The organism is Flavobacterium sp. 40-81, from assembly GCF_001898245.1.
GTDB classification, from domain to species: domain Bacteria; phylum Bacteroidota; class Bacteroidia; order Flavobacteriales; family Flavobacteriaceae; genus Flavobacterium; species Flavobacterium inviolabile.
Genome location: NZ_MKTM01000010.1, coordinates 34,441 through 55,696, shown reverse-complemented (window position 1 = coordinate 55,696; position 21,256 = coordinate 34,441). Strand labels below are relative to the sequence as shown.

The 21,256-nt window shown below is 40.7% G+C and carries 18 protein-coding genes; 5 read left to right on the top strand and 13 right to left on the bottom strand.

From position 1 onward, the window contains the following. Positions 1–18: 18 nt before the first annotated feature. The 4 genes from BGO42_RS03130 to BGO42_RS03115 form a co-directional block, all read right to left on the bottom strand. A complete protein-coding gene (locus BGO42_RS03130; RefSeq protein ID WP_273246017.1) occupies positions 19–1,635 on the bottom strand; it encodes a DUF4139 domain-containing protein in 1,617 nt (538 codons plus the stop codon). Between the two features lie 39 nt (positions 1,636–1,674). After that, the gene (locus BGO42_RS03125; protein ID WP_273246019.1) at positions 1,675–2,820 is read right to left on the bottom strand and encodes a VWA domain-containing protein; all 1,146 of its coding nucleotides are present in this window, start codon (positions 2,818–2,820) and stop codon (positions 1,675–1,677) included. A gap of 4 nt (positions 2,821–2,824) precedes the next feature. After that, positions 2,825–4,129, bottom strand: a complete 1,305-nt coding sequence (locus tag BGO42_RS03120) for a prenyltransferase/squalene oxidase repeat-containing protein (protein WP_273246020.1) — start codon at positions 4,127–4,129, stop codon at positions 2,825–2,827. 105 nt (positions 4,130–4,234) lie between these two features. Then, positions 4,235–5,200, bottom strand: a complete 966-nt coding sequence (locus tag BGO42_RS03115) for an SIMPL domain-containing protein (protein ID WP_273246022.1) — start codon at positions 5,198–5,200, stop codon at positions 4,235–4,237. 150 nt (positions 5,201–5,350) lie between these two features. On the opposite strand from BGO42_RS03115, the gene BGO42_RS03110 reads away from it, so the two are divergent. Both BGO42_RS03110 and BGO42_RS03105 read left to right on the top strand, forming a co-directional pair. Next, complete coding sequence (locus BGO42_RS03110; RefSeq protein WP_273246024.1) at positions 5,351–7,171, top strand: tetratricopeptide repeat-containing sensor histidine kinase; 1,821 nt, start codon at positions 5,351–5,353, stop codon at positions 7,169–7,171. Further along, entirely contained in the window at positions 7,171–7,923 is a 753-nt protein-coding gene (locus BGO42_RS03105) for a LytR/AlgR family response regulator transcription factor (RefSeq protein ID WP_218618746.1), read from the top strand. The genes BGO42_RS03110 and BGO42_RS03105 overlap by 1 nt, the downstream gene beginning before the upstream one ends. Positions 7,924–7,925: 2 nt before the next feature. Here the strand turns inward: BGO42_RS03105 and BGO42_RS03100 are convergent, their stop codons facing one another. The 9 genes from BGO42_RS03100 to panC all read right to left on the bottom strand — a co-directional run bounded on the left by BGO42_RS03100 (position 7,926) and on the right by panC (position 16,757). Then, positions 7,926–9,884 (bottom strand): transglycosylase domain-containing protein, encoded by a 1,959-nt coding sequence (locus tag BGO42_RS03100; RefSeq protein WP_273246026.1) that lies wholly within the window; start codon positions 9,882–9,884, stop codon positions 7,926–7,928. A 119-nt stretch (positions 9,885–10,003) separates the two neighbouring features. After that, entirely contained in the window at positions 10,004–10,546 is a 543-nt protein-coding gene (locus tag BGO42_RS03095) for a YbhB/YbcL family Raf kinase inhibitor-like protein (RefSeq protein ID WP_177731232.1), read from the bottom strand. Between the two features lie 72 nt (positions 10,547–10,618). Beyond that, positions 10,619–11,464, bottom strand: a complete 846-nt coding sequence (locus tag BGO42_RS03090; protein WP_273246029.1) for a helix-turn-helix domain-containing protein — start codon at positions 11,462–11,464, stop codon at positions 10,619–10,621. 5 nt (positions 11,465–11,469) lie between these two features. Then, the gene (locus BGO42_RS03085; RefSeq protein ID WP_273246031.1) at positions 11,470–11,982 is read right to left on the bottom strand and encodes a hypothetical protein; all 513 of its coding nucleotides are present in this window, start codon (positions 11,980–11,982) and stop codon (positions 11,470–11,472) included. A 10-nt stretch (positions 11,983–11,992) separates the two neighbouring features. Continuing rightward, positions 11,993–13,357: a DNA repair protein RadA gene (gene radA / locus BGO42_RS03080; RefSeq protein ID WP_273246032.1), complete on the bottom strand. Its 1,365-nt coding sequence runs from the start codon at positions 13,355–13,357 to the stop codon at positions 11,993–11,995. A 25-nt stretch (positions 13,358–13,382) separates the two neighbouring features. After that, positions 13,383–14,525, bottom strand: a complete 1,143-nt coding sequence (locus tag BGO42_RS03075; RefSeq protein WP_177731240.1) for an alpha/beta hydrolase — start codon at positions 14,523–14,525, stop codon at positions 13,383–13,385. A 51-nt stretch (positions 14,526–14,576) separates the two neighbouring features. Beyond that, positions 14,577–15,539 (bottom strand): lysylphosphatidylglycerol synthase transmembrane domain-containing protein, encoded by a 963-nt coding sequence (locus tag BGO42_RS03070; RefSeq protein ID WP_273246033.1) that lies wholly within the window; start codon positions 15,537–15,539, stop codon positions 14,577–14,579. A gap of 5 nt (positions 15,540–15,544) precedes the next feature. Continuing rightward, positions 15,545–15,895 carry an aspartate 1-decarboxylase gene (gene panD, locus BGO42_RS03065; protein WP_177731244.1) on the bottom strand — a complete coding sequence of 117 codons (351 nt, stop codon included), beginning with the start codon at positions 15,893–15,895 and terminating at the stop codon, positions 15,545–15,547. 13 nt (positions 15,896–15,908) lie between these two features. Continuing rightward, entirely contained in the window at positions 15,909–16,757 is an 849-nt protein-coding gene (panC, locus tag BGO42_RS03060) for a pantoate--beta-alanine ligase (RefSeq protein ID WP_273246034.1), read from the bottom strand. Positions 16,758–16,863: 106 nt separating this feature from the next. On the opposite strand from panC, the gene BGO42_RS03055 reads away from it, so the two are divergent. The 3 genes from BGO42_RS03055 to glmS are packed head-to-tail and all read left to right on the top strand — an operon-like array spanning position 16,864 to position 21,152. Beyond that, positions 16,864–17,670 carry a glycogen/starch synthase gene (locus BGO42_RS03055; RefSeq protein WP_177731248.1) on the top strand — a complete coding sequence of 269 codons (807 nt, stop codon included), beginning with the start codon at positions 16,864–16,866 and terminating at the stop codon, positions 17,668–17,670. A gap of 17 nt (positions 17,671–17,687) precedes the next feature. After that, complete coding sequence (gene bamH / locus BGO42_RS03050; RefSeq protein WP_273246036.1) at positions 17,688–19,301, top strand: BamH family beta-barrel-assembly machinery protein; 1,614 nt, start codon at positions 17,688–17,690, stop codon at positions 19,299–19,301. Between the two features lie 3 nt (positions 19,302–19,304). After that, the gene (glmS, locus tag BGO42_RS03045) at positions 19,305–21,152 is read left to right on the top strand and encodes a glutamine--fructose-6-phosphate transaminase (isomerizing) (RefSeq protein WP_177731256.1); all 1,848 of its coding nucleotides are present in this window, start codon (positions 19,305–19,307) and stop codon (positions 21,150–21,152) included. Positions 21,153–21,256: the final 104 nt, after the last annotated feature.

The window sequence follows — 21,256 nt, the reverse complement described above, 5'->3', positions numbered from 1 at the left end:
CAATTGAGGGGATTTTGATTAAAGATTGCTCATTACTTTATCTTTCGGATATTTTACCACATAACTGATGCGGATTTTTTTGGTCTCATTCGGTTTTAAATTGAGTTCCCATGTTAGCAAACCACTTTCGGTATTAACTTTAGCACCGTCTTTTTGTTTGAGTTCAATCTCAATTTCCTTATCGGTACTTAACGGATACTGGTCTTCCAGTTTCATGACAATCGCTTCTTTTTTATTGTTGCGGATCGTAATGTCGTACGTAAATGTCTGCTCTTTTTTAGAAGACAGGAATTTGGTGCCGGATTTATCGGTTATTTTTTCTCTGGTAATAGACACTTTTTTATCACGTCCCATACTCAGGTTTAACGTGTCGGCCGTTTGTCCCGGGTTGATAATGGTTTTGCCCACATACATGCCTTCAAAAATAATATTTGCTTCTCCTTTTAACAGGTTGTATTTGCCATAATCGGTAATCTCTGCCAGCAGGAATGATTCTTTGTCAAATTTCGGTGCTGCATAATATTTGTAAGTAGCCGGCAATTGGATCTCTTTTAAGGCCACGCTGTGTACTTTGCCGTTCGATAAAATGTCATACGGAATATCAATATCAAAAGAAATATTCAGCTGGTTCTCGTTGATCAAGGTGTAATCGGAAACAGAGCTGGCTACTGCAATCCCGGAAACTTTACCTCTTAGACTGGGAGCACTGGTTACCACAACTTCCTGTAATTCCTTACGGGCATAGTCAGCATTGTTGTATAGCGGTTGCTGGTACGCTAAAAACCACGGTCTGATTGTTGGAGCCTGGTTGTTCTGGTTTGGCATACCGCTGGAAAGCGTTAATTTTACTTTTTTCCAGTCTACTCCTGTATTTTGAACAATCTGTGCCTTGTACATCATGTTTATAGGCGAGGTTACATTATCGGCTCTCAGGTCATAAAAAGGAACCCAGCGTGCATTATTGGTAAGATAGGAAATTTCAAGCGGAATGTTTCCTGCTGTCTGATTCATGACCTGTAAAACCAGTTTCCCGCTTGCATTTTTCTCTTCCTTATTGGTGTTAATTTCCAGCTTACTGTTGAGTTTCGTTAGCAGCGCATTGAGGTTTTTCTCTTTTTCGGTAATCGCATTTACAGAATTGCTGATCTCTGTTCGCTTTGATTTGTAATACTCTACCATTTTCATTAATTCAGACACGTTTAACCCGGAATTCTGGCCGTAAATCTGCTGGTTTTTATCCAGTATCTCTATGGTCTTGATTTCTGAAATTTTAATGTTGGCAAGCCTCTCCAGATCTTTCTGAACCAGTTTGATACTGTCCCTTACTTTTTTAATAGCAGGTGAACTTTCGTCCAGATCGTATTCGGAGATATAATCATTGGTAAATTGCGTAGACAAAACGGTTACGGTTGAAGGAGCACCTATCTGTACGGAATTTTCATTCAGGTAATTGGCGATGTTTTTAATGACAATCTCATGGGTTCCGGCAGGAATATTCACGGTCGCCGATTGTGCAATTTCGGCTGCGTTAAAATATACTGTTACGTCTTTTACTTTGGCGGTGGTAAATACCGGTTTTTGCGCCAGCGCAATACCGGGAATGGCAAATAATAAGGTGATGATGAACTTTTTCATTGTCAATGTTTTTATGATGATAAATATAGGATTTTACTTTTATTTCTCGACAGTATATCCTTTTGCTTTGGCATAGGCCGTAATGGAACTATTAATGGCATTTCCCAGATCGTCCTGCGATTTTGTTTTTTTATTTTCGGTATCAATATACTCCTGGCGTTTTTTAGCAAGCTGTGCGATTTCCTGCTGGATGCTCTCACGTTCCTTCGTTTTTGCCTCAATAAGGGTTTTTAGTTCTGCCTTGCTTTTGTTTTGCAATTCTTTGGGCAGTTCTTCTTTCCTGATTTTGGTGATGGCATCTTTGTCTTCTTTTACCTTGTCAACCAGATCCCAGCTTTCGTTTTTATAAATGGCTTTCGATTTGCTAACGGCACGTTCGGCATAGTTGGCAGCCGATACGCTTTCGGCATTTTTATCCTGTACTTCCTGATTCATCTTTTTTGCCCGCCCGCTGGCGCCATAACCAATATAAGTAGCATTGATACGACTGCTGCAATCGGCTATTTTGGCATCATAAGGAGTTAGAATGTACTGCACTGCCAGGTTGGAGTTGATATTGAAATATTTCCCTTTTCCTGTCTCGGCACCGTTTTTCCATAAGGAGCTGATACCTTCGTCATAATCACCACAGAAAATAGTGTTCACATAAATGTCCTTTTTCAACGCATCACTAATCGCTTCCTTATAAGAAATACTGCCCTGATCAAAAGCCTCATTTCCGGCAATATAAATAAGCTTCATGCTGTTAGTGTCGGTCTTCCATTGCAATTGTCTGGTCGCGTCCTGAATAACGGCGCCGCAATATTCAGCACCGCCGTTTGTACGTAAGGAAAACAGTTTTTCCGAAATCAGGTCCAGATCTGTCGAAAGCGGTGTCACCTGGCGGATATAATTAGCGGTCTGGGACAACCCGTTGTTGCCGTATTCGTACAGCGCAATTTCAATATCGGGTGTTTTGCCATTGTATTTTAAAGTAGTCAGTGTGTTAACGATATTCCAGAGGCGGGATTTAGCCTGGTCGATCAAACCATCCATGCTATTGGAAGTATCCAGCAAAAGCGCCACCTGAATTTTGGTGTTTTCTGCTTTATGAATTGCCGCCGTTTGCGGATTAACGGTCGTTGCGGTATGGGCAAACGAAAAAACGGTTGCCAGAAGTGCTGCGGTTAGGAATGTCGTTTTCATGATATTATTGCTGTAATAATTTAATATCGTTTTCTATTGTCAGGATCAAAAGACAGGTTGCAGTACAGAAAACCGGACTGGTAATGCAGTGGTGCCCGTTCCAGCTTCCGTTTTGGTTTTGGATTTTTAGAATTTTTCCGCCCACATTATCATACCAGTTTTTCCAGTCGCTGTCTTTTTTTACCAGCATGGATTCCCCGGTTTGTAAAAAGCTCATAAATTCTTCGCCGCCATTGTTGCCAAAACCGTTCATCACCTGGTTGTCCATTGCCTGTACTTTTGCAGCTTTATAAACCTTAGCTGCTGCGGCATAAGAAAGTGCTTTATCCTTATTAACCCCTATTTTTTCAAGATTCTGGGTGTTTAGTTCCGCCTTTTTGCTGATTTTACCTTCGGCTTTGGCCTTTTCAAATAATTCTTCGGCTTCTTTGGCTTCCGAAGCACTGCCTCTCACCGAACTGCTCACGGCATATAGCACGATTCCGGCACCGTCTTCTGTTTTAGCGGTATTGTTTTCGGCATCATAATTACCTTTCTGGTAATTCCGGGCAGCAGCCATTTTATCCGGGTCTACTTTTATATTCTTGTTTTTGGAAGCCTGCTCCAAAGCAGCATTGGCAAAAGAAGACTGTAAAACACCTGCCCAGCCGGCACCGGAAACTTTTCCGTTTGCATCGTATGATTTCTCGATTTTGCCAACACAAATCTGAATGGCATTTTCTACCCGTTTGGTCAGCGCTTTATCGGATACTGTAGGAACCAGCTGGTTCAGGAACTGTAAGGTTAAAACGGCATCAATGTTTGCTCCTAATTTTTGCTGGATCTGAGTGCCGCGAACCGGAGTTATGAATTCTTTATTTTTATTTTCTTCAACCTGATGCAGTAAATAATTCAAAGCCGCCGTTAGCTGTTGTTTGTACCTTCCTTTCTCAATACTAAATCCCATCCGGTACAGACTCATCGCAGCCATGGCTGTTGTTGCCGGGTCGGAACTAACGGCATGCGGATTCATTTCGCCTTGGTTGCTGTGGGAACCGGCACCCCAGCCGCCGTCCTTGTTTTGTGCTTCCGCTAACCATTTTTCCCCTTTGTCAAGACTGGCCTTTAGTCCGGAAGCATTTTTGTAAACCGAATACCGGTCTACCGGCTGCTCACCCATAACCGACATGAAAACGCAGGGTTTTTCCGGTGTTGCGGTTTTGATGATCGGTGTAATCAATCCCGTATCGGGAGTGTTTTCAACTTTTAAGGCAACTCCCGTTAGCAGAACAGAAGCGGTCAATGCTATTACAATGTTTTCAGCTTTCATGTTTTTTGATTTTAAGATTACAGTTCAAAAGTATCAAGAGTAATCATGCGTTTTTTTCAGAATGGGTGAAACGGTATTTTAACTTGGTGAAAGGCCCGTTTGGGATTAATGGGTTTGTTTTGAGGTATTCAGATTCAGGGTTTTCAAATCACCGTTAGGCGTGATCAGTATAAACTCCTTGTCTGTTTTTGAAGCCGGTTTCTTTTCCCGGTTAATGGCCATTTTGATTTCATATTGCACCTGAATTACCGGTTCGAGTACCGTAGCATTAATGACAAAATCAAATTCCTTGTTGAAAACCGGCTGGTAGAATAGCGTAGTGGATTTACTGGCCTGGTTGATATTGGCGGCTCTCTTTAAGTTAAGGGAAGAACTGTTATAGGCTTCATAGGATTTATACATTTCCACGGGTAATGTCACACTGTATCCGTCGGCAATCTTTTTCTCCACATTGCCGAAAGTCTCTCCCAGCAGCAGCTCATAGTTTTTAACCTTTTCCTGAACCAGCAGCTTTGCCCTGTTCATCATTTCTTTTTTAATGGTTTCCAGAGTGCTGGAAAAATAATCCACTCTAACCAGGTCATAAACCTCATGGTTGGACAATATGCTGATAAAATCATTCAGCTGATTCGGATCGGAATATTTGATATGAATGTTCTTTTTCAGTTCAAAACCTGCCGGTATTTCATTGTAGGTTTTCCGGCTAAAGATTTTTTTCTCGACTTCATATTCATAAACGGGAACAAAAGAAATCATGTCTACAAAGGTTTCGACACCTTTTTTAAGCCTGATCTCCGCGAGGGACTGTGCAATCCGTTTGTCGATTAACTCGTTTACCTCCTGAGTGGTTTTGCCCGTTTGAGAGGTGCTGAAAATAGCCACATAGGCATCCGCTTTTACATTGGCAAGGCCTTTAACACTCACCATAACATCGGCATTGGAAGGAAAGCTGATGTTGATCGCATTGTCGGTAAAACGCACCTGGTTCTGATAATTGATATTCCCGGAAACCTGTCCGGCAGCTAATTGGCATAGGATTAGCATGACAAAAAGAGTAAAAGATTTTTTCATGATTGCGGTTTTAATTGTACGGGACAAATCTATTGATCGAAAAAACGTACTTTTGGTAGAAAGGGTGAACCGGTCTTTTGACTTGGTGAAAAGTATAGGAAAGCAATTTGAAATGAAGTTACTTTACACTCTGAAAATAACTTATTTGTAATGCGTATTTTATCAATTGGTTTCGGACTTCTTCTTTTGGTGTTGCTGTTTCCGCAGGGAATAACGGCGCAGCAGGTTTCTACTGTAAATGCTAAAAAAAGTGCCAATGCCAAAATCAGCAAAGCAGCCGAAGAACTATCCAATTCACTGAATGAAAACGATGAGGTAAAAATTGCCGGCAGTTATGAAAAACTGGCGCAGGAATTTATTGATATAGCCGATTATACCAAAGGAGAGGAATACCTCAAAAAAGCATTGGAAAGCTATACCAGGCTTAACCGGAAACCGGATCTGGCAAGAGTGACCCGAAGCCTGGCGCGGGTTCAGGAAAATCAGAGTAAATATAAGGATGCGATCCAGAACTACCAGATTGCCGGTGAAATCGCCACGGAAAAAAATCAGGAACTGGTTAATCAGAGTGATGCCAAACGACTAAAAAGTGTTGCGAATCCTGCGGCACAATACAATTATGTTAATGCCAAGATCCAGTTGCTTGAAAAAGAAAGCCGCAAAGAAGAAGTCGCGGATGCGTATGTACAGAAAGCGGAAATGAATTTGCAGCAAAAAGATAAGGCGGAAGCGATTGAAAGTTACAACCAGGCAATTTCCTTTGCGAAAGACAAACCGGAAACGGTAATCAAGTTAAAAAATGAAATAGCCAAAGTGTACACGGCCGACAACCAGTTTGACGCAGCACTCGGAATATCGGAAAAACTGCTGAAAGAAGCCCGGTCTAAAAAAGATTTTGATACCGAAATAACCCAATTGCAATCGATCGCAACGATCTATTTTAAAAAGAAAGAGCCGGAAAAAGCGGTAGCGCAACTAAAAGCAGCTTATGAACTGGCCACACGGCAAGGTAAAACGGATGAGGTTAAAAAAAGCCTTTCCCAACTACTGGATTACTATAAAAAAACAGGAAAAGACAAAGAAAGCATTCTGCTGTACGAACAGTTCTTCCGGAATTTTGAAAAACTTATTCATGCCGACAGCTCACTGGCGGATACCAAAAACTTCCAGGTGACAGAAGAAAAAATCCGGCAGCTTGAAAAGGAAAAAGTTTTAAAGGATGAACTGATCGCAAAGAAAAACACCTTTAACTATTTCCTGATCGGTTCGATTGTACTGTTGTTAGTGTTTTTCGGATTGATCATAAAAGCGCTGTATGCTATTAAAACCAAGAATAAGGAAATTGCGCTGCAGTCGCTGCGCCGGGAAATGAACCCGCATTTTATTTTTAACAGTCTGAACAGTGTGAACCAGTTTATTTCGCAAAACAGGGAGCTGGAAGCCAATAAATACCTGACGTCCTATTCGAACCTGATGCGGAACATGATGGAAAATTCCAATAAGGATTTTATTGCTTTGGGCAGTGAAGTCGAACAGCTTCGGAAATACCTGGATCTGGAACACATGCGTTTTGAAGATCAGTTTGACTACCAGATCACGGTGGATGACAATCTGGATGCCGAAACGATTTTGATACCGAACATGATCATCCAGCCGCATCTTGAAAATGCAATCTGGCACGGACTGCGCTATAAAGAAGGAAAAGGATTGCTAAAGCTGGGGTTTTACCTGAAAAACGGTACTGTAAGCGTGGTAATTGACGACAACGGTATCGGGTTAACTAAAAGTCAGGAACTCAAAACCAAAAACCAGAAAGTACACCAGTCCAGAGGGCTGACAAATACCAAAGAGCGGATCAGTTTGCTGAATGAACTGTATAAAAAAGAGATCACGCTATCGCTGCAGGAAAAACCGGAACCGGAAACCGGAACGATAGTAGTAATTAATTTTCCATTGATTGAAAGAATATGATGACTTTGCAAAAAATAAAAAGTGTTATCGTTGAAGACGAGTCGGCGGCAAGGGAAGTGCTTAAAAATTACCTGAGTAAATACTGTCCGCAGATTGAAGTTGTCGGGGAAGCCCAGAATATCAGAGAAGCCGTTCCGCTGCTTCATGAAATACGGCCGCAATTGGTTTTCCTGGATGTGGAAATGCCTTTTGGAAATGCTTTTGATGTATTGGAAGCGTGTAAAGAACTGCAGTTTGAAACCATTTTTGTCACTGCTTTTTCCGAGTATTCGTTAAAAGCACTCAATCAGAGCGCGGCGTATTATTTGCTGAAACCCATCAGTATTGAAGAACTGATCGTAGCGGTTAACAAAGTACAGCTGCAATTGCTCAATCAGGAGATCTTTAACCGCAACAAAATTATTGTGGAAAACTTCAGGGAACCCAATCCGGAACGGCAGCAGGTTATTTTGCCCACGCTGGAAGGCTTTGAAGTGGCTAAAATGGAAGACATTGTCCGGCTGCGCGGGAACGGTAATTTTACCGATCTGTATTTACAGGATGGCAGTAAAAAAATGGTGTGCCGTTTTTTAAAACACTTTTCAGAGATTCTTCCTTTCCCGTTTTTACGGGTACACAAATCCCATATTATCAATGTGAACTTTGTGAAATCATACCACAAAGGAACAGGCGGTTATGTTACCTTGTTTGACGGTTCGGAAGTGGAAATCTCGCCTACTTACAAAGAGGAATTCCTTAAAAACTTCAAATAGATTTAGTAAACGATTTCCTTTATAAAAAGAGAATCGACAGGAATGCTGTCCTGTACTTTCAATTTCAGGAAAGAACGGGAACGTCCGGTTATCGTAAAAGGTATTTTGTAGCCAATGGTGTCTTCAGATTGCAAAACACCTCTGCGCAGCATCAGGTTCGTCAGGAAATTCTGGTGCTGGTTTGCAAAACCTTTCAAATGACCTTCGTTGTCAAACTGCCACATAAACTTTTTCGGTTTGGGAACAATACTCGCCAGGAACAAACATTCTTTAAGAGTCAGATCGGCCGGTCTTTTCTGGAAGTAAAATTGTGCGGCTTCACCAATTCCGTATACATTCGGTCCCCATTCGATCACATTGAAATAGACTTCGAGCATACGCTGTTTGCTGGCAATGCGGTTGTTCTCCAGGATATAAACCAAAAGGATTTCCTCCAGTTTTCGCGACAATGTTTTTTCACGGGTCAGGAATACATTTTTAACTAGCTGCATACTGATGGTGCTGGCACCGCGGGCAAATTTTTTCGTACGGATATTTTTAACGATCGACTGTTTGAAGGCTTCATTTATAAAGCCGCGATGGGACATAAACGAAGGATCTTCCGATGTCAGAACACTTTTTTGCAGGTAAGGGGATATCTGGTCTAAAGGTGTAAAATTCGGATTGGAAGGGCCAACGACTATCGGGCGCTGCGGTACGCCGTTTTCCATAGCCCGATAGGTGAAAACACCATTTAGTTTGGCTAAATCGGCTTCTCCGTATTTGGTTATTTTCAGGTTCTCTTTGTTCAGCCTGCTGTCGAAAACAAGGGCATTCGGATTGTTTTTGTTGAACTGGAAATTCAGGTTGTAATCAAAACTGCCTTCGGCTTCCATTCCTTCAAAATGGGTAAACAGCCCTTTTGGCAGAGAAGTGATAAAATCCTGGGCTTTCATTTTTGGAATAGCGACACGCAAAGTATATACCGTGTCTTTTTCGGTGTTATACTCCATAAACGGCTGCACTTTTATAGCGTTTAGCTGCGCCCGGGAACTACTGTCGATAGCTACGAAATCACTTCCGAAAAGAAAGCGGTAATCCAGCCTCGCTTTTTCGATGACGACATCTTTTTTAGCAATTCTCGGATGATTGATCGTGAAATTGGTAATGGAAGTAAAACCGTCTACGTGCAGCTCGTTTCCTTCCATTTTTATTTTCTGTACATTCACGTGGATGCTGTCGAAACTTGACAGCAAATGGAAGCGCTCGTCTATATAGGGAACTTTTATTTTGGACGTGTCGCTGTTAAAGAAACGCAGGTCGGCCGTTTTGTTTCTCGGATCGGCAAGACCTTTTATCTTCCAGTTCTGTGAGAAAGTATTGGTCTGTACGGCAATGGAAGTTTGCAGCTGTTTTTCTTTCAGATCCAATTCGTTCATGTGCATGGTTACCTTTCTGCCCATATCGTCCATGCGTAACGAAAGATTTTGCAAGCGCATATTTGTAGGAACCAGATTGAGGGCTTTTGTGAGCAATCGGTAGGCGAGTTTCGCGTAATTTCTTTTTTCGTTATCGTTTTTGTCCTCTTTTTCTTTTTTGAGGAAGGCATCAAAATTGCGGCCGTTTTTGTTTTTAACCAGTTGGATAAAACCGTTATTCATTTCCAGTTGTTGCAATTGAATATCACCGGTTAATAATTGGAAAAGGCTGACTTTGGTTTTTATTTTTTCAACAGCGAGCAGGGTGTCCGCTTTTTTGGGAACTAAAACAATGTTTTGAAGGGACACGCCGGTAAGGCCGTCAAAAGAAGCTTCTTTTATCGTCAGGACGCAATTGTATTCCGTGTCCAGTTTGGCTTCTGCTTTGGTAATTGCTTTCTGTAAAAGGGTATTACGAAAGATAAAAAGACCGGTAAATACGAGGGCAAAAAATAAAATAAAGCCTATAGAAAAGCGTATGATTTTTTGTCTTCTTGTGCTCATGCTTCTTCTTGTTTGTACAAAAATAGACTTTTTTAGAAAACCCGTTTTATAATACTATAGAAGAAAATGTTAATATCGTATAGTTTAGCAGAGGAAGTTACTCCTCTGCTGTTTATTTGCTAACGGTTGTAATAAGCAGTTATCGTTGTTTTGGCAAGGGTATTGCTGTTGATGTAAAAACCAGCAATTGACGGATTGGTATTTTTATCCAGACCCAATGAAGCTGTTTTAAGGGCAAAAACAGTGATCTCATATTTATGCGGTTTGTCACCAACCGGCGGACACGGGCCTCCGTAGCCATAACTTCCGTAATCGTTGGTGCTTTGTATGGCTTCTTTGGGAAGCAGCAGCTTTGTAATATCGCCCGCTCCGGTTTTGATTTCTTTTGTGGTAGCAGGAAGATCAAACAGCACCCAGTGCGTCCAGCCTCTGCCGGTGGGAGCATCCGGATCATACATGATTACGGCAAAACTTTTGGTTCCTTCCGGTGCATTTTCCCAATGAAGTTCGGGGGAACGATTTTCTCCGGTACAGCCAAAACCGTTAAAAACCTGTTTTTGGGTTGCCTGTCCCTGTAAATCGGTACTTTTTAAAGTAAAGGTTTGTGCGCTTGCCGAAAGCGATAGCAAAAGGCTTGCTGCGATGACATAAAGTGTTTTCATAAGAATTATTTTATGTCAAAAGTAGTACGGACAGCTCTGTTAGCGCTATTTCCAAAAGACGTAAAAGTGTTGCTAAACGTCCAATTTTTTATACTGATACTGTTTCGGGGTCTGTCCGAATTTTTGTTTGAAGGCCTGGATAAAGCTGGATAAGCTCTGGTAACCGGTTTCAAGATATAGGTCATTTGCCCTGTATTCTGCCTGTAGGAGCTTTTGGGCGGCTGTTTCCAGTCGTTTTTCCTGCATCCACTTGATCGGGGAATTGTGGTAGATGGTTTTGAAATGGCGTTTGAAAGTTGAAACACTCATGTTGCACAAAAAAGCAAGCTCGCTGACTTCAAGGTTGTTGTCTAAGTTATTGTGGACGATTTCCTGAATTTTTAGCTGCTGGCTTTTGTTTTGATTTTCCAGTAAATCAGCAACTGACAATCCTTTATTCTGAATAAAATAGAGCAGAATCTCTTCCATTTTTACTTTTTTTGCCAACACATCTGCCGGGTCTATGTATGAAATGGATTTGAGAAAGTGCAGTATATATTCGTCGATGTCGCCTTTTAGTACAGCCGGTTGCTGCTGCGTTTTTGGAGCGGCTAGTTGCGGGTATTTGAAGATAAATTCTGCCAGGAAATTATTGTCGAAAAATAAAAGCTGACTGCTGTATTCGTTTTCTAAAGTTGTTTTTTCGGACATCAAATAGTTTCCGGACTTCATAAACACATACTGCATGGATTCAATATGCTCTTTATAGTTTTCGTTATAAAGCTGTTTTTGCCCCTTAAATAAAAAGCTGAACGTATTGTCTTTTAAAATAATCCTGCTTTTTTCGCATTCACTTGTGGTGTGGTAATGATGCAGAAAAATACCGTCATTTGCGACAGGGTTTTTAAAAAAATCATCGGGTAGCAGGTATTGTTCCATGTTTTTCAGGTTAACGCAGCTAATAGCTGTTCGACTTCATTTTTCTGTTTGCTGTACTTTAGTTGTAATGCGGAGTTTTCGCCCATTCTGTTATAATATTCCAGGGCTTTACGGGCAAAGAATTTTTTGTGAAACGGCGATAATTCCGGAATCTGAGGGAAAAGGATGTGGAACAGCATTTCATAATAGGCCTGCCATTCGCGCTCGTTTTTATCGGTAACCGTGTTTTCTTTGGTCTTTTGCTGTACGTGAACCATTTCGTGTGCCAGTAAATTGAGCATCAGGACTAATGGAAATTCAAAAGTGTTTTCGGGAATCCGTATGAGCTGCGGTTCGCCAAACGAACCTTCGGTTGTCATCAGTATAAAATCGGGTCTGGCTTTTTCACGCAGTTCAAAGCCTTTGAAATTTGGGTTTTCCAGGCCGTATTCGCGCAAAAGAAAATGAGCAGCGGCAATTGTGGCTCCTTCTTTATGAAGTGCATCAATGCGGAGTTGTATGGCTGCTAAAGAGTTCATGTGTTAATCCTTAACCAAATAACTCGCTGACAACATCTTCAATTTTAGACACCAATTTGACGTTGATAATAGTATTCTTAAGCGTTACCTTGTTGTATTTGGAAACAAAAATGGTCGCAAATCCTAATTTTTCAGCTTCCTGAATACGCTGATCGACACGGTTCACCGGACGTATTTCGCCGGATAGCCCTACCTCGCCGGCAAAACAAAAGTCTTTGCCCACCGGAATGTCTTCGTTAGACGATAAGATTGCTGCCACAACAGCAAGGTCAATAGCCGGATCGTCTACAGAAATTCCGCCGGTAACGTTCAGGAAGACGTCTTTGGCGCCCAAACGGAATCCGGCGCGTTTTTCCAGTACCGCCAGGATCATGTTTAAACGTTTGGCATTATAGCCGGTAGTACTTCGCTGCGGCGTTCCGTAAACAGCTGTGCTAACCAAAGCCTGTATTTCGATCATTAACGGTCGCATGCCTTCCAGTGTGGTGGCAATTGCCGTTCCGGAAAGTTCTTCTTCCTTGTGGGAGATCAGAATTTCAGACGGATTGGCGACTTCCCGTAATCCGCTTCCCTGCATTTCATAAATTCCCAGTTCGGCTGTGGAACCGAAACGGTTTTTGAGCGAACGCAGGATACGGTAAATATGGTTTCTGTCGCCTTCAAATTGTAAAACGGTGTCTACCATGTGTTCCAGTATCTTTGGCCCGGCAATGTTTCCGTCTTTGGTAATATGCCCGATAAGGATAACCGGTACATTGGTTTCTTTGGCATATTTGATCAGTTCGGCGGTGCATTCCCTGATCTGTGAAATACTTCCCGCCGATGATTCTATATAATCGGTGTGCAGCGTTTGAATGGAATCGATAATTACGATTTCCGGTTCAATGGCTTCAATTTGTTTAAAGATATTCTGCGTTTTGGTTTCGGTAAGGATATAGCAGTTGTCGCTGTTCGTGGTGATACGTTCTGCGCGCATTTTGATCTGCTTCTGACTTTCCTCGCCGGAAACGTATAATGTTTTATACGGTAATTTTAAAGAGATCTGCAGTAGTAATGTACTTTTTCCGATTCCGGGTTCTCCGCCCAAAAGGGTCAGGGAGCCGGGAACCAGACCGCCGCCTAAAACGCGGTTCAGCTCGCCGTCTGTGGTGTCCATCCGTATTTCTTCGGCCGAATCGATCTCTTTTATTTTTAGCGGTTTGGAGGCTCTTTTTACTTCCGTGGAACTGGCTTTCCAGGCTGTTTTTTCTTCCTTTTGTATGATTTCCTCCACTATGGTGTTCCACTCTTTACAGGCATTGCACTGGCCTTGCCATTTGGAGTATTGGGTGCCGCAACTTTGGCAGAAGAAAGACGTTTTTAATTTGATAGCCATTCCGGTATTCTCTTGTTTTAGTAGTTTATCTTGTTTTTACAGCATCGGCTCTTTCCAGCATGCCGTCTTTGGTTAAATCACCAATCGGTTCCATGTTAAAGGCACTCATATAAGCTTTGTGCGCTTTTTTCATATCGCCCGTATTTTCGTAGTATAAGCCTTTTTCATAGTCGCTGATCATGCTTTTCGGGTAGTTCTTTTTAGATAATTCGGCCAGCGTTAGCAGCTCTTCGTAGTTTTTGTTTTTTAAGATAGCGGCCTCAATGGCTTTAAAATCATTTAAACGAACAGTAGGTTTGTAACCCAGTTTCTTTTCAAGATTGGTGTATTTGTCAATTAAATACTGCGTGTGGCCTGTTGGCATTTTTGCAATTTTTTCCTGAAATTCCGTGGTGGAAATAGGCTGGTAACCGTCGAAAATATGGTAGGCAGCATTCGGAATAGCAAAGGTTACCAGTGAATAGTGGGAAAGTCCTTTGAATTCGTCAAAACGGTATTTTAAATTCGGATTGTTCAGGGCTTTTGCTTTTTCATCCAGCGCTTTCATGTTGGTCTGGATCTTCTTTAAATCCGCATCGGAAGTGGCCTGGTAATAGAAAATCGGTTTTTGAATAACGCCTAACCGCTCCGGTATTCTGGTTTCCATTTCGGGAGCAAGTTCCGGGCTCAGCGAGATATAGGCATTAAACAACGGATTGTCTTTGTACAGGTAAAAGTTTAAAAACCCGGCAGTCGTGTCTAATCCGGCAATCATGCGGAAAGGGGCTACACGGTATTTTTTTTCGATATAGGGCACTAATTCGGCACCGATAAATTCGAAGAATTTGGCTCCTTTTTCATTGGGAAGTCCGCCGTCGTCATAAGAAGTGTCGTATTCCCGTTCGTTGTTTTTATTCTGGTTGATGGCAACGATAATTACTTCCGGTAAATCATCCCAGTAGGCTCCATAGGAAAAAACACCGTAGAAAGGGTTTAATAAAAATTCACCGTCCAGGACAACCAATAGCGGGTATTTTTTATCCTTATTACCCTCGTAAGAATCGGGCGTGATTATGGTTATTTCTCTTGTTTCGTTAAGTTTTTCCGATGGAAAAGCTTCGACCGTTTTTTGTGAGAATAGAGAATTTGTTAGTAAAAAAGTTACTAAGATTGCAAGTTTTTGTTTCATGTTTGTTAGTAGTTTCTCGTAGTTTGGAATAGAGAAGCAAGATAACAAAAATTATTTATTTCGGTGTAAAAGGGGTAATAACAAAAAGGCAAGTAATCCCATGATAATGATCAGGCCGGTTTGTGATGCCCACAGGATCCATCCGAATGTGGTTCCGGCTGTTTCGGGCACGGAATACAATAATAATATTTCGGAAATCAACAGCGGAAATGCGCCGAAACCACCATTTGTAAAGCTAATAGCAAGGCTTCCCACTACAAAAGCGGTTACCACCACACCAAAGCTGATGGCGCTGGTTTCCTTAATAGCAAAAATGGCAAAATAGAAGGTAAGTACATAACCAATCCAGATAACAGCCGTGTAAAACAGAAAAGCCCATTTGTTTGGCATTTGAAAAACACTCAGCACACCTTCAATCAGTCCGGATACTTTTTCTTTAATGATCAGGATAGGCTTCCATTTCGAATACAGGAATAATAACGTGATTACAATAAGAATGGTAACACCGCTTATCCCGATAACGGTTAGTTTCTGAATGGGGATTTTTTGGATTAAAAAGGTTTTCAGGTTGTCAAACTGTAACAGTAATGCGGTTAGCATCAACGATAGTAAGATGACCAGATCGATCACCCTTTCGGCTATGATGGAACCAAATGCCTTATCGAACGGAACGGCATTGTATTTTTTGACAATCAGTGCACGGGAAACTTCACCGGAACGGGGTATGGTTAAATTCATCAGGTAACCGATACAAACGGCAGACAGGTTGGTTTTGAATGCCGAAAAATAGCCCATGTGTTCCAGGCTGTATCGCCAGCGGTATCCTCTTGCGATCAAACTCACCAGTGAGAAAAAAGTAGAGATCAGGATGTAGTTATAATTGGCATTTTTAAAATAGCCTTTCATTTCTTCCAGCTGTTCCGGGGTGAATTTGTTGTATGCGTAATACACTAAAAAAACTCCCAACAAAAGTGGGAGTACAATACTGATTATCTTTTTAAATTTTTCTTTCAAAAGAATTACGTTAGGGAGTTATCATTCTCGTTAGGGAAAATAATGGAAGGTTTAAAGGTTTTAGCCTCGTCTGTACTTATAATTCCGTAAGAGATAATAATGATAATGTCGCCTTTGTGAACTTTTCTGGCAGCCGGTCCGTTCAGCGTGATTTCACCGCTGTTTCTCGGGCCCGGAATAGCATACGTTTCCAAACGTTCACCGTTATTGATGTTCACAATAGAGACTTTCTCTCCTTCAAAAATATTTGAAGCTTCCATTAAAGCTTCGTCAATCGTAATACTTCCGATGTAATTTAAATCGGCTCCAGTCACCTTAACACGGTGAATCTTGGATTTAACAACTTGAATTTGCATGGGGCAAAGTTAATTAATTTAGTGCAATATTATCAATCAATCTGATATTGTTTATGAAAACCGCAATAAAGCCGCGGTATTTCTTGCCAACGCTTTTTCTTTTACAGGTCAACAGTGTTGTTTCGTCGGCTATTTCAAAGTATTCCAGCGTGAAAGCCGGGTGTTTTGCAAAGGTTTGTATGACAAAATCAGTTACCTCTTTTGCCGATTTGGTGCTGAATTTTTGCTTTGCGTCTAACAGTACTTTGTAAATTAGGGAAGCTTCTTCTTTTGCTTCTTCACTAAGGCGTTCGTTTCGGGAACTCATCGCCAGGCCGCTTGCTTCACGGTGAATCGGACAGCCGATTATGTTTACCGGTATTTTGTGTTTTTTGACCAGTTTCCGGACAATCTGTAATTGCTGAAAGTCTTTTTCTCCAAAATAAGCATTGGTTGGTTTTACAATTTCAAACAGTTTTTTTACAATTGTTCCCACTCCGTCAAAATGCCCGGGACGATGTGCCCCTTCCATCTGAAATTCCAGACCGTCATAATTAAACGCAACAGATTGGGTGTTGCCTTCATAAATGTCTTCTACAGTTGGGGAGAAAATCAGGATGTTTTCTGAAACAGAGCGTACTTTTTCGATGTCCCGTTCCATGGTTCTCGGATATTTTTCCAGATCTTCCTGATTGTTGAACTGTGTTGGGTTGACAAAAATACTGATGACGGTTATATCGTTTTCGGAACAGGATTTACTTAACAGGGAAAGGTGACCTTGATGTAATGCACCCATAGTAGGAACTAATCCTACCGTTTTTTTAGTGTTGCCGATTTGTGCTAAATGATGCGCTAAATCAGCTTTTTTGGCAAAAACAAACATTTGCTTCAGATTTAAATTGGGTGCAAAATTACTATTTTGTCAAACAACTGCATAAAATTTTGTAATTTTGCATGTTTTTTATATCCAATAAATAAAATTTAATGCAATGAATGATAAGAGGATATTGTATGTATCATCTGAGGTGGTGCCATATTTGGCTGAAAATGAGGTTTCTTTAATGTCGTATGACGTGCCGAAAATGATTAATGATCAGGGCGGGCAGATTAGAATTTTTATGCCTCGTTACGGAAATATTAATGAACGTAGGCACCAATTGCATGAAGTTATCCGCTTGTCGGGGATGAATTTAGTCGTGAATGACATGGACATGCCGTTGATTATCAAAGTGGCGTCTATTCCAAAAGAGCGTATCCAGGTTTATTTCATTGACAATGACGAGTATTTTAAACGCAAAGCTACCTTTTCGGATGAAGACGGTGTTTTGTATCCTGATAATGACGAACGTTCGATCTTTTTTGCAAAAGGGGTTGTGGAAACAGTGAAGAAATTAAACTGGGTTCCGGATATCATCCATGTTCACGGTTGGTTGGCAGGAATGCTGCCGGTTTATATGAAACACTATTATAAAGACGAGGCGCTTTTTGCAGATACTAAGATTGTAACATCTGTTTACTCGCAGTCATTTGACGGAACGCTGGATCCGGAAATGATGAGTAAAGTGGCTTTTGACCAGGTTCCGAATGATGCTATTGCAACATTGGAAACGCCGGATTATGAGAATATTATGAAGGTTAGTATAATGCATTCGGATGCGGTAATTGTTGCGTCGGAAGACCTGTCTCCAAGTTTAACAAAATTTATAGAAACATCGGGTAAACCTTTTTTACCTTTCGTGCCGAAAGATGGATTTGCAGAGGCATATACTAATTTCTATAAGAATCAAGTTATATAATCATTGATTGATAAAATATGAATAGAATTTCATTGTTGAAAAAGTTGCTTTTATCGTTAACGGCAGTTTTGTTGTTTTCCTGCGATAAAGATTTTAATACTATAGGATCTGATCTGGTAGGGGAAGAGAATTTTGCAATAGACAAATATATCGGACAGACGTTAACAGCTTACAATAAAGCAACCGGTCCGGTTCAGACCAATAATTTACCTGTAAACCTTTTAGGTGTCATGAATAGTGATGCTTTTGGGGAAACAAAAGCCCACTTTGTGTCGCAGGTTCAGTTAGTTGCCGGAGCACCTACAATTGGAGATAATCCGGTTATTGATTCTGTTTGGGTTTATGTGCCTTATTTTAGCAAACAAACGGGAACCGATGGAAACGGCGTGCGTCTTTATGAATTGGATTCGGTTTATGGTGAGGATTCTAAGTTTAAATTGAAGGTTTACGAATCGAAATATATGTTGCGAACGTTCGATCCGAACGGTGGGGGCGATGATGTTCAGAAGTATTATTCGGATGAGAAAAATTTAGTAGAAAGTAACAGAGGGACACAGGTTTTGAATAATGGTCCTGCGAATCAGAATGATGCGTTCTATTTTAGTAAAGAGGAAACAATTCTTTATAAACTGAATGCGGCGGGTGAATATCTGAATTCAGCCGGTCAGGTAATAGCGAATGACGATATTGCAAACAGGGTTATTTTAGAGCGATTTGCTCCGGGTATGTGGCTGGATCTGGATAAAAACTTTTTCCAGACAAAAATCTTAAATGCACCGGCAGATAAGTTGTTGAATAACAATGTTTTTAAAGAGTATTTCAGAGGATTGTATTTCCAGGCTGAAGGAATTCCGGGTGAAGCTGCTATGGCAATGCTTGATTTTTCGAAAGCCAAAATTAATATTCGTTATAAAGTAGATCCTTCTGCGACTACTTCTTCGGCCAGAACAAGAAAAACGCTGGTTCTGAATTTAACCGGAACTACGGTTAACTTTATGGATAATACGTATAGTCTTCCAACAGAGTCGGGTAGTAACCGTCTTTATCTGAAAGGCGGGCAGGGTTCGGTTTCCTATATCGATTTGTTTAATGATACGGAGTTGAATGATTTGAGAAGCAAAAAAATATTGCTTAACGAAGCAAATCTGACTTTCTATGTGGATAAAACAGCGATGCATAATGTGAAAAACGAACCGGAGCGTATTTATCTGTATGATATGAAAAACAATAAAGTACTGTTGGATTATAATTATGACGGTACTACCAATACAACACTTCCGAAAAGAAGTAAAGTTGTTTTTGGTGGATTGGTTGAAAGAGAAACGACCGGTGATAAGAAAGCCATCCGTTATAAAATACGATTAACACAGTATGTGAACAATCTTATTAATAAGGATTCTACGAATGTTAGGGTAGGATTGGTTGTTATGGAAGATATTAATAATGTTAAGAGTGCCTATTTCAGAAATCCTTTTGTGATGACTGATCCGTTGCATTCCAACAGTTATAATGTGAAATTCCTTCCGGTTTCATCAGTGGTAAATCCGTTGGGAACAGTGTTGCACGGTACAAGCAGTACTGATGCTGATAAAAGATTAAAATTAGAAATTTATTATACTAAACCAGAATAGACTATGTGTGGTATTGTAGGTTATATAGGTCACAGAGAAGCTTATCCTGTGATCGTTAAAGGTCTTAAAAGACTTGAATACAGAGGTTACGATAGTGCCGGTGTTGTTTTGTGGGATGGAGAAGATTTGAAGCTTTCTAAAACAAAAGGAAAAGTTTCCGATTTAGAGGCGAGAGTGGCTACAGAAATAACAACTAACGGAACTGTTGGTATGGGGCACACCCGTTGGGCTACCCATGGTGTTCCAAACGATGTGAATTCGCATCCTCACCTTTCAAATTCAGGTGATTTGGTGATTATTCACAACGGTATTATTGAGAACTATGAGCCTCTTAAAAAAGAATTGATCAAGAGAGGTTATGTTTTTAAATCGGATACGGATACGGAGGTTTTAATTAATCTTATTGAAGATGTTCAGAAACAGGAAAATCTGAAACTGGGTAAAGCCGTACAAAAAGCTTTGAATCAGGTAGTAGGGGCGTATGCCATTGCTGTTTTTGATAAGAAAAAGCCAAATGAAATTGTAGTAGCCCGTTTGGGTAGCCCGTTGGCAATTGGTATTGGTGAAGACGAATACTTTATTGCTTCCGATGCTTCTCCGTTTATTGAGTATACTACGAATGCGATTTATTTGGAAGATGAAGAAATGGCTATTGTTCGTTTGAACAAGCCGATGAAAGTGCGTAAAATTAAAGATGACTCTTTAGTGGATCCTTATATTCAGGAACTTCAAATGAATTTGGAGCAGATTGAAAAAGGCGGTTACGATCACTTTATGTTAAAAGAAATTTATGAGCAGCCAAGTGTTATAAAAGATACTTACAGAGGTCGTTTACTGGCTAATAAAGGTATTATTCAAATGGCAGGTGTTGAGGATAATCTGGAGAAATTCCTGAACGCTAACCGAATTTTGATTATTGCCTGTGGTACTTCTTGGCATGCCGGTTTGGTAGCCGAGTATGTTTTGGAAGAATTTGCACGAATTCCTGTTGAAGTGGAATATGCTTCAGAATTCCGATACAGAAACCCGATTATCTATCCGAATGATGTCGTGATTGCTATTTCGCAATCCGGAGAAACAGCAGATACTTTGGCAGCTATTAAATTAGCAAAAGAAAAAGGAGCTTTTGTTTTCGGAGTGTGTAATGTTGTCGGGTCTTCTATTTCCCGTGAAACACATGCCGGAGCATATACGCATGCCGGACCGGAAATCGGGGTGGCTTCTACGAAAGCATTTACCACGCAAATCACGATTTTAACCTTAATCGCATTGCGTCTGGCTAAAGCAAAAGGAACAATGAATAATTCTGATTATCAGCGTTATTTGCTGGAATTGGAATTGATTCCGGAAAAAGTTGAAGAGGCATTAGGAAGTAATGAAATCGCAAAAACAATTGCGGGAATCTATAAAGATGCACCAAATTGTCTTTATTTGGGTAGAGGGTATAATTTCCCTGTAGCTTTGGAAGGTGCATTGAAATTAAAAGAAATTTCTTATATTCATGCTGAGGGTTATCCGGCGGCAGAAATGAAACACGGACCGATTGCGCTTATTGATGAGCAAATGCCGGTTGTGGTTATTGCGCCGAAACAAAATCACTATGATAAAGTAGTGAGTAATATCCAGGAGATTAAAGCAAGAAGCGGAAAAATTATAGCAGTAGTGACCAAGGGTGACGTTCAGGTTAAGGAACTGGCTGATCATATTATTGAGATTCCGGATACTGCCGAAGCGTTAACGCCTATATTGGCGACAATCCCTTTACAGTTATTGTCTTACCATATTGCAGTAATGCGTAATTGTAACGTGGATCAGCCGAGGAATCTGGCGAAATCGGTTACTGTAGAGTAAATAAATAAGGCGGGTTTTTTTGAAATCCGCTTTTTTATTATAAAAATTCAAAAATTATATTGCAAAATTACCATATAAAAAACTATCTTTGCGCTCTGAAAAAA

Coding starts and splice junctions, on each gene's coding strand:
- BGO42_RS03055 (WP_177731248.1), top strand. CDS start 16,864: ATGAATGATAAGAGGATATTGTATGTATCATCTGAGGTGGTGCCATAT.
- BGO42_RS03125 (WP_273246019.1), bottom strand. CDS start 2,820: ATGAAAACGACATTCCTAACCGCAGCACTTCTGGCAACCGTTTTTTCG.
- radA (WP_273246032.1), bottom strand. CDS start 13,357: ATGGCTATCAAATTAAAAACGTCTTTCTTCTGCCAAAGTTGCGGCACC.
- glmS (WP_177731256.1), top strand. CDS start 19,305: ATGTGTGGTATTGTAGGTTATATAGGTCACAGAGAAGCTTATCCTGTG.
- bamH (WP_273246036.1), top strand. CDS start 17,688: ATGAATAGAATTTCATTGTTGAAAAAGTTGCTTTTATCGTTAACGGCA.
- BGO42_RS03105 (WP_218618746.1), top strand. CDS start 7,171: ATGACTTTGCAAAAAATAAAAAGTGTTATCGTTGAAGACGAGTCGGCG.
- BGO42_RS03075 (WP_177731240.1), bottom strand. CDS start 14,525: ATGAAACAAAAACTTGCAATCTTAGTAACTTTTTTACTAACAAATTCT.
- BGO42_RS03090 (WP_273246029.1), bottom strand. CDS start 11,464: ATGGAACAATACCTGCTACCCGATGATTTTTTTAAAAACCCTGTCGCA.
- BGO42_RS03095 (WP_177731232.1), bottom strand. CDS start 10,546: ATGAAAACACTTTATGTCATCGCAGCAAGCCTTTTGCTATCGCTTTCG.
- panD (WP_177731244.1), bottom strand. CDS start 15,895: ATGCAAATTCAAGTTGTTAAATCCAAGATTCACCGTGTTAAGGTGACT.
- panC (WP_273246034.1), bottom strand. CDS start 16,757: ATGTTTGTTTTTGCCAAAAAAGCTGATTTAGCGCATCATTTAGCACAA.
- BGO42_RS03110 (WP_273246024.1), top strand. CDS start 5,351: ATGCGTATTTTATCAATTGGTTTCGGACTTCTTCTTTTGGTGTTGCTG.
- BGO42_RS03115 (WP_273246022.1), bottom strand. CDS start 5,200: ATGAAAAAATCTTTTACTCTTTTTGTCATGCTAATCCTATGCCAATTA.
- BGO42_RS03085 (WP_273246031.1), bottom strand. CDS start 11,982: ATGAACTCTTTAGCAGCCATACAACTCCGCATTGATGCACTTCATAAA.
- BGO42_RS03120 (WP_273246020.1), bottom strand. CDS start 4,129: ATGAAAGCTGAAAACATTGTAATAGCATTGACCGCTTCTGTTCTGCTA.
- BGO42_RS03130 (WP_273246017.1), bottom strand. CDS start 1,635: ATGAAAAAGTTCATCATCACCTTATTATTTGCCATTCCCGGTATTGCG.
- BGO42_RS03100 (WP_273246026.1), bottom strand. CDS start 9,884: ATGAGCACAAGAAGACAAAAAATCATACGCTTTTCTATAGGCTTTATT.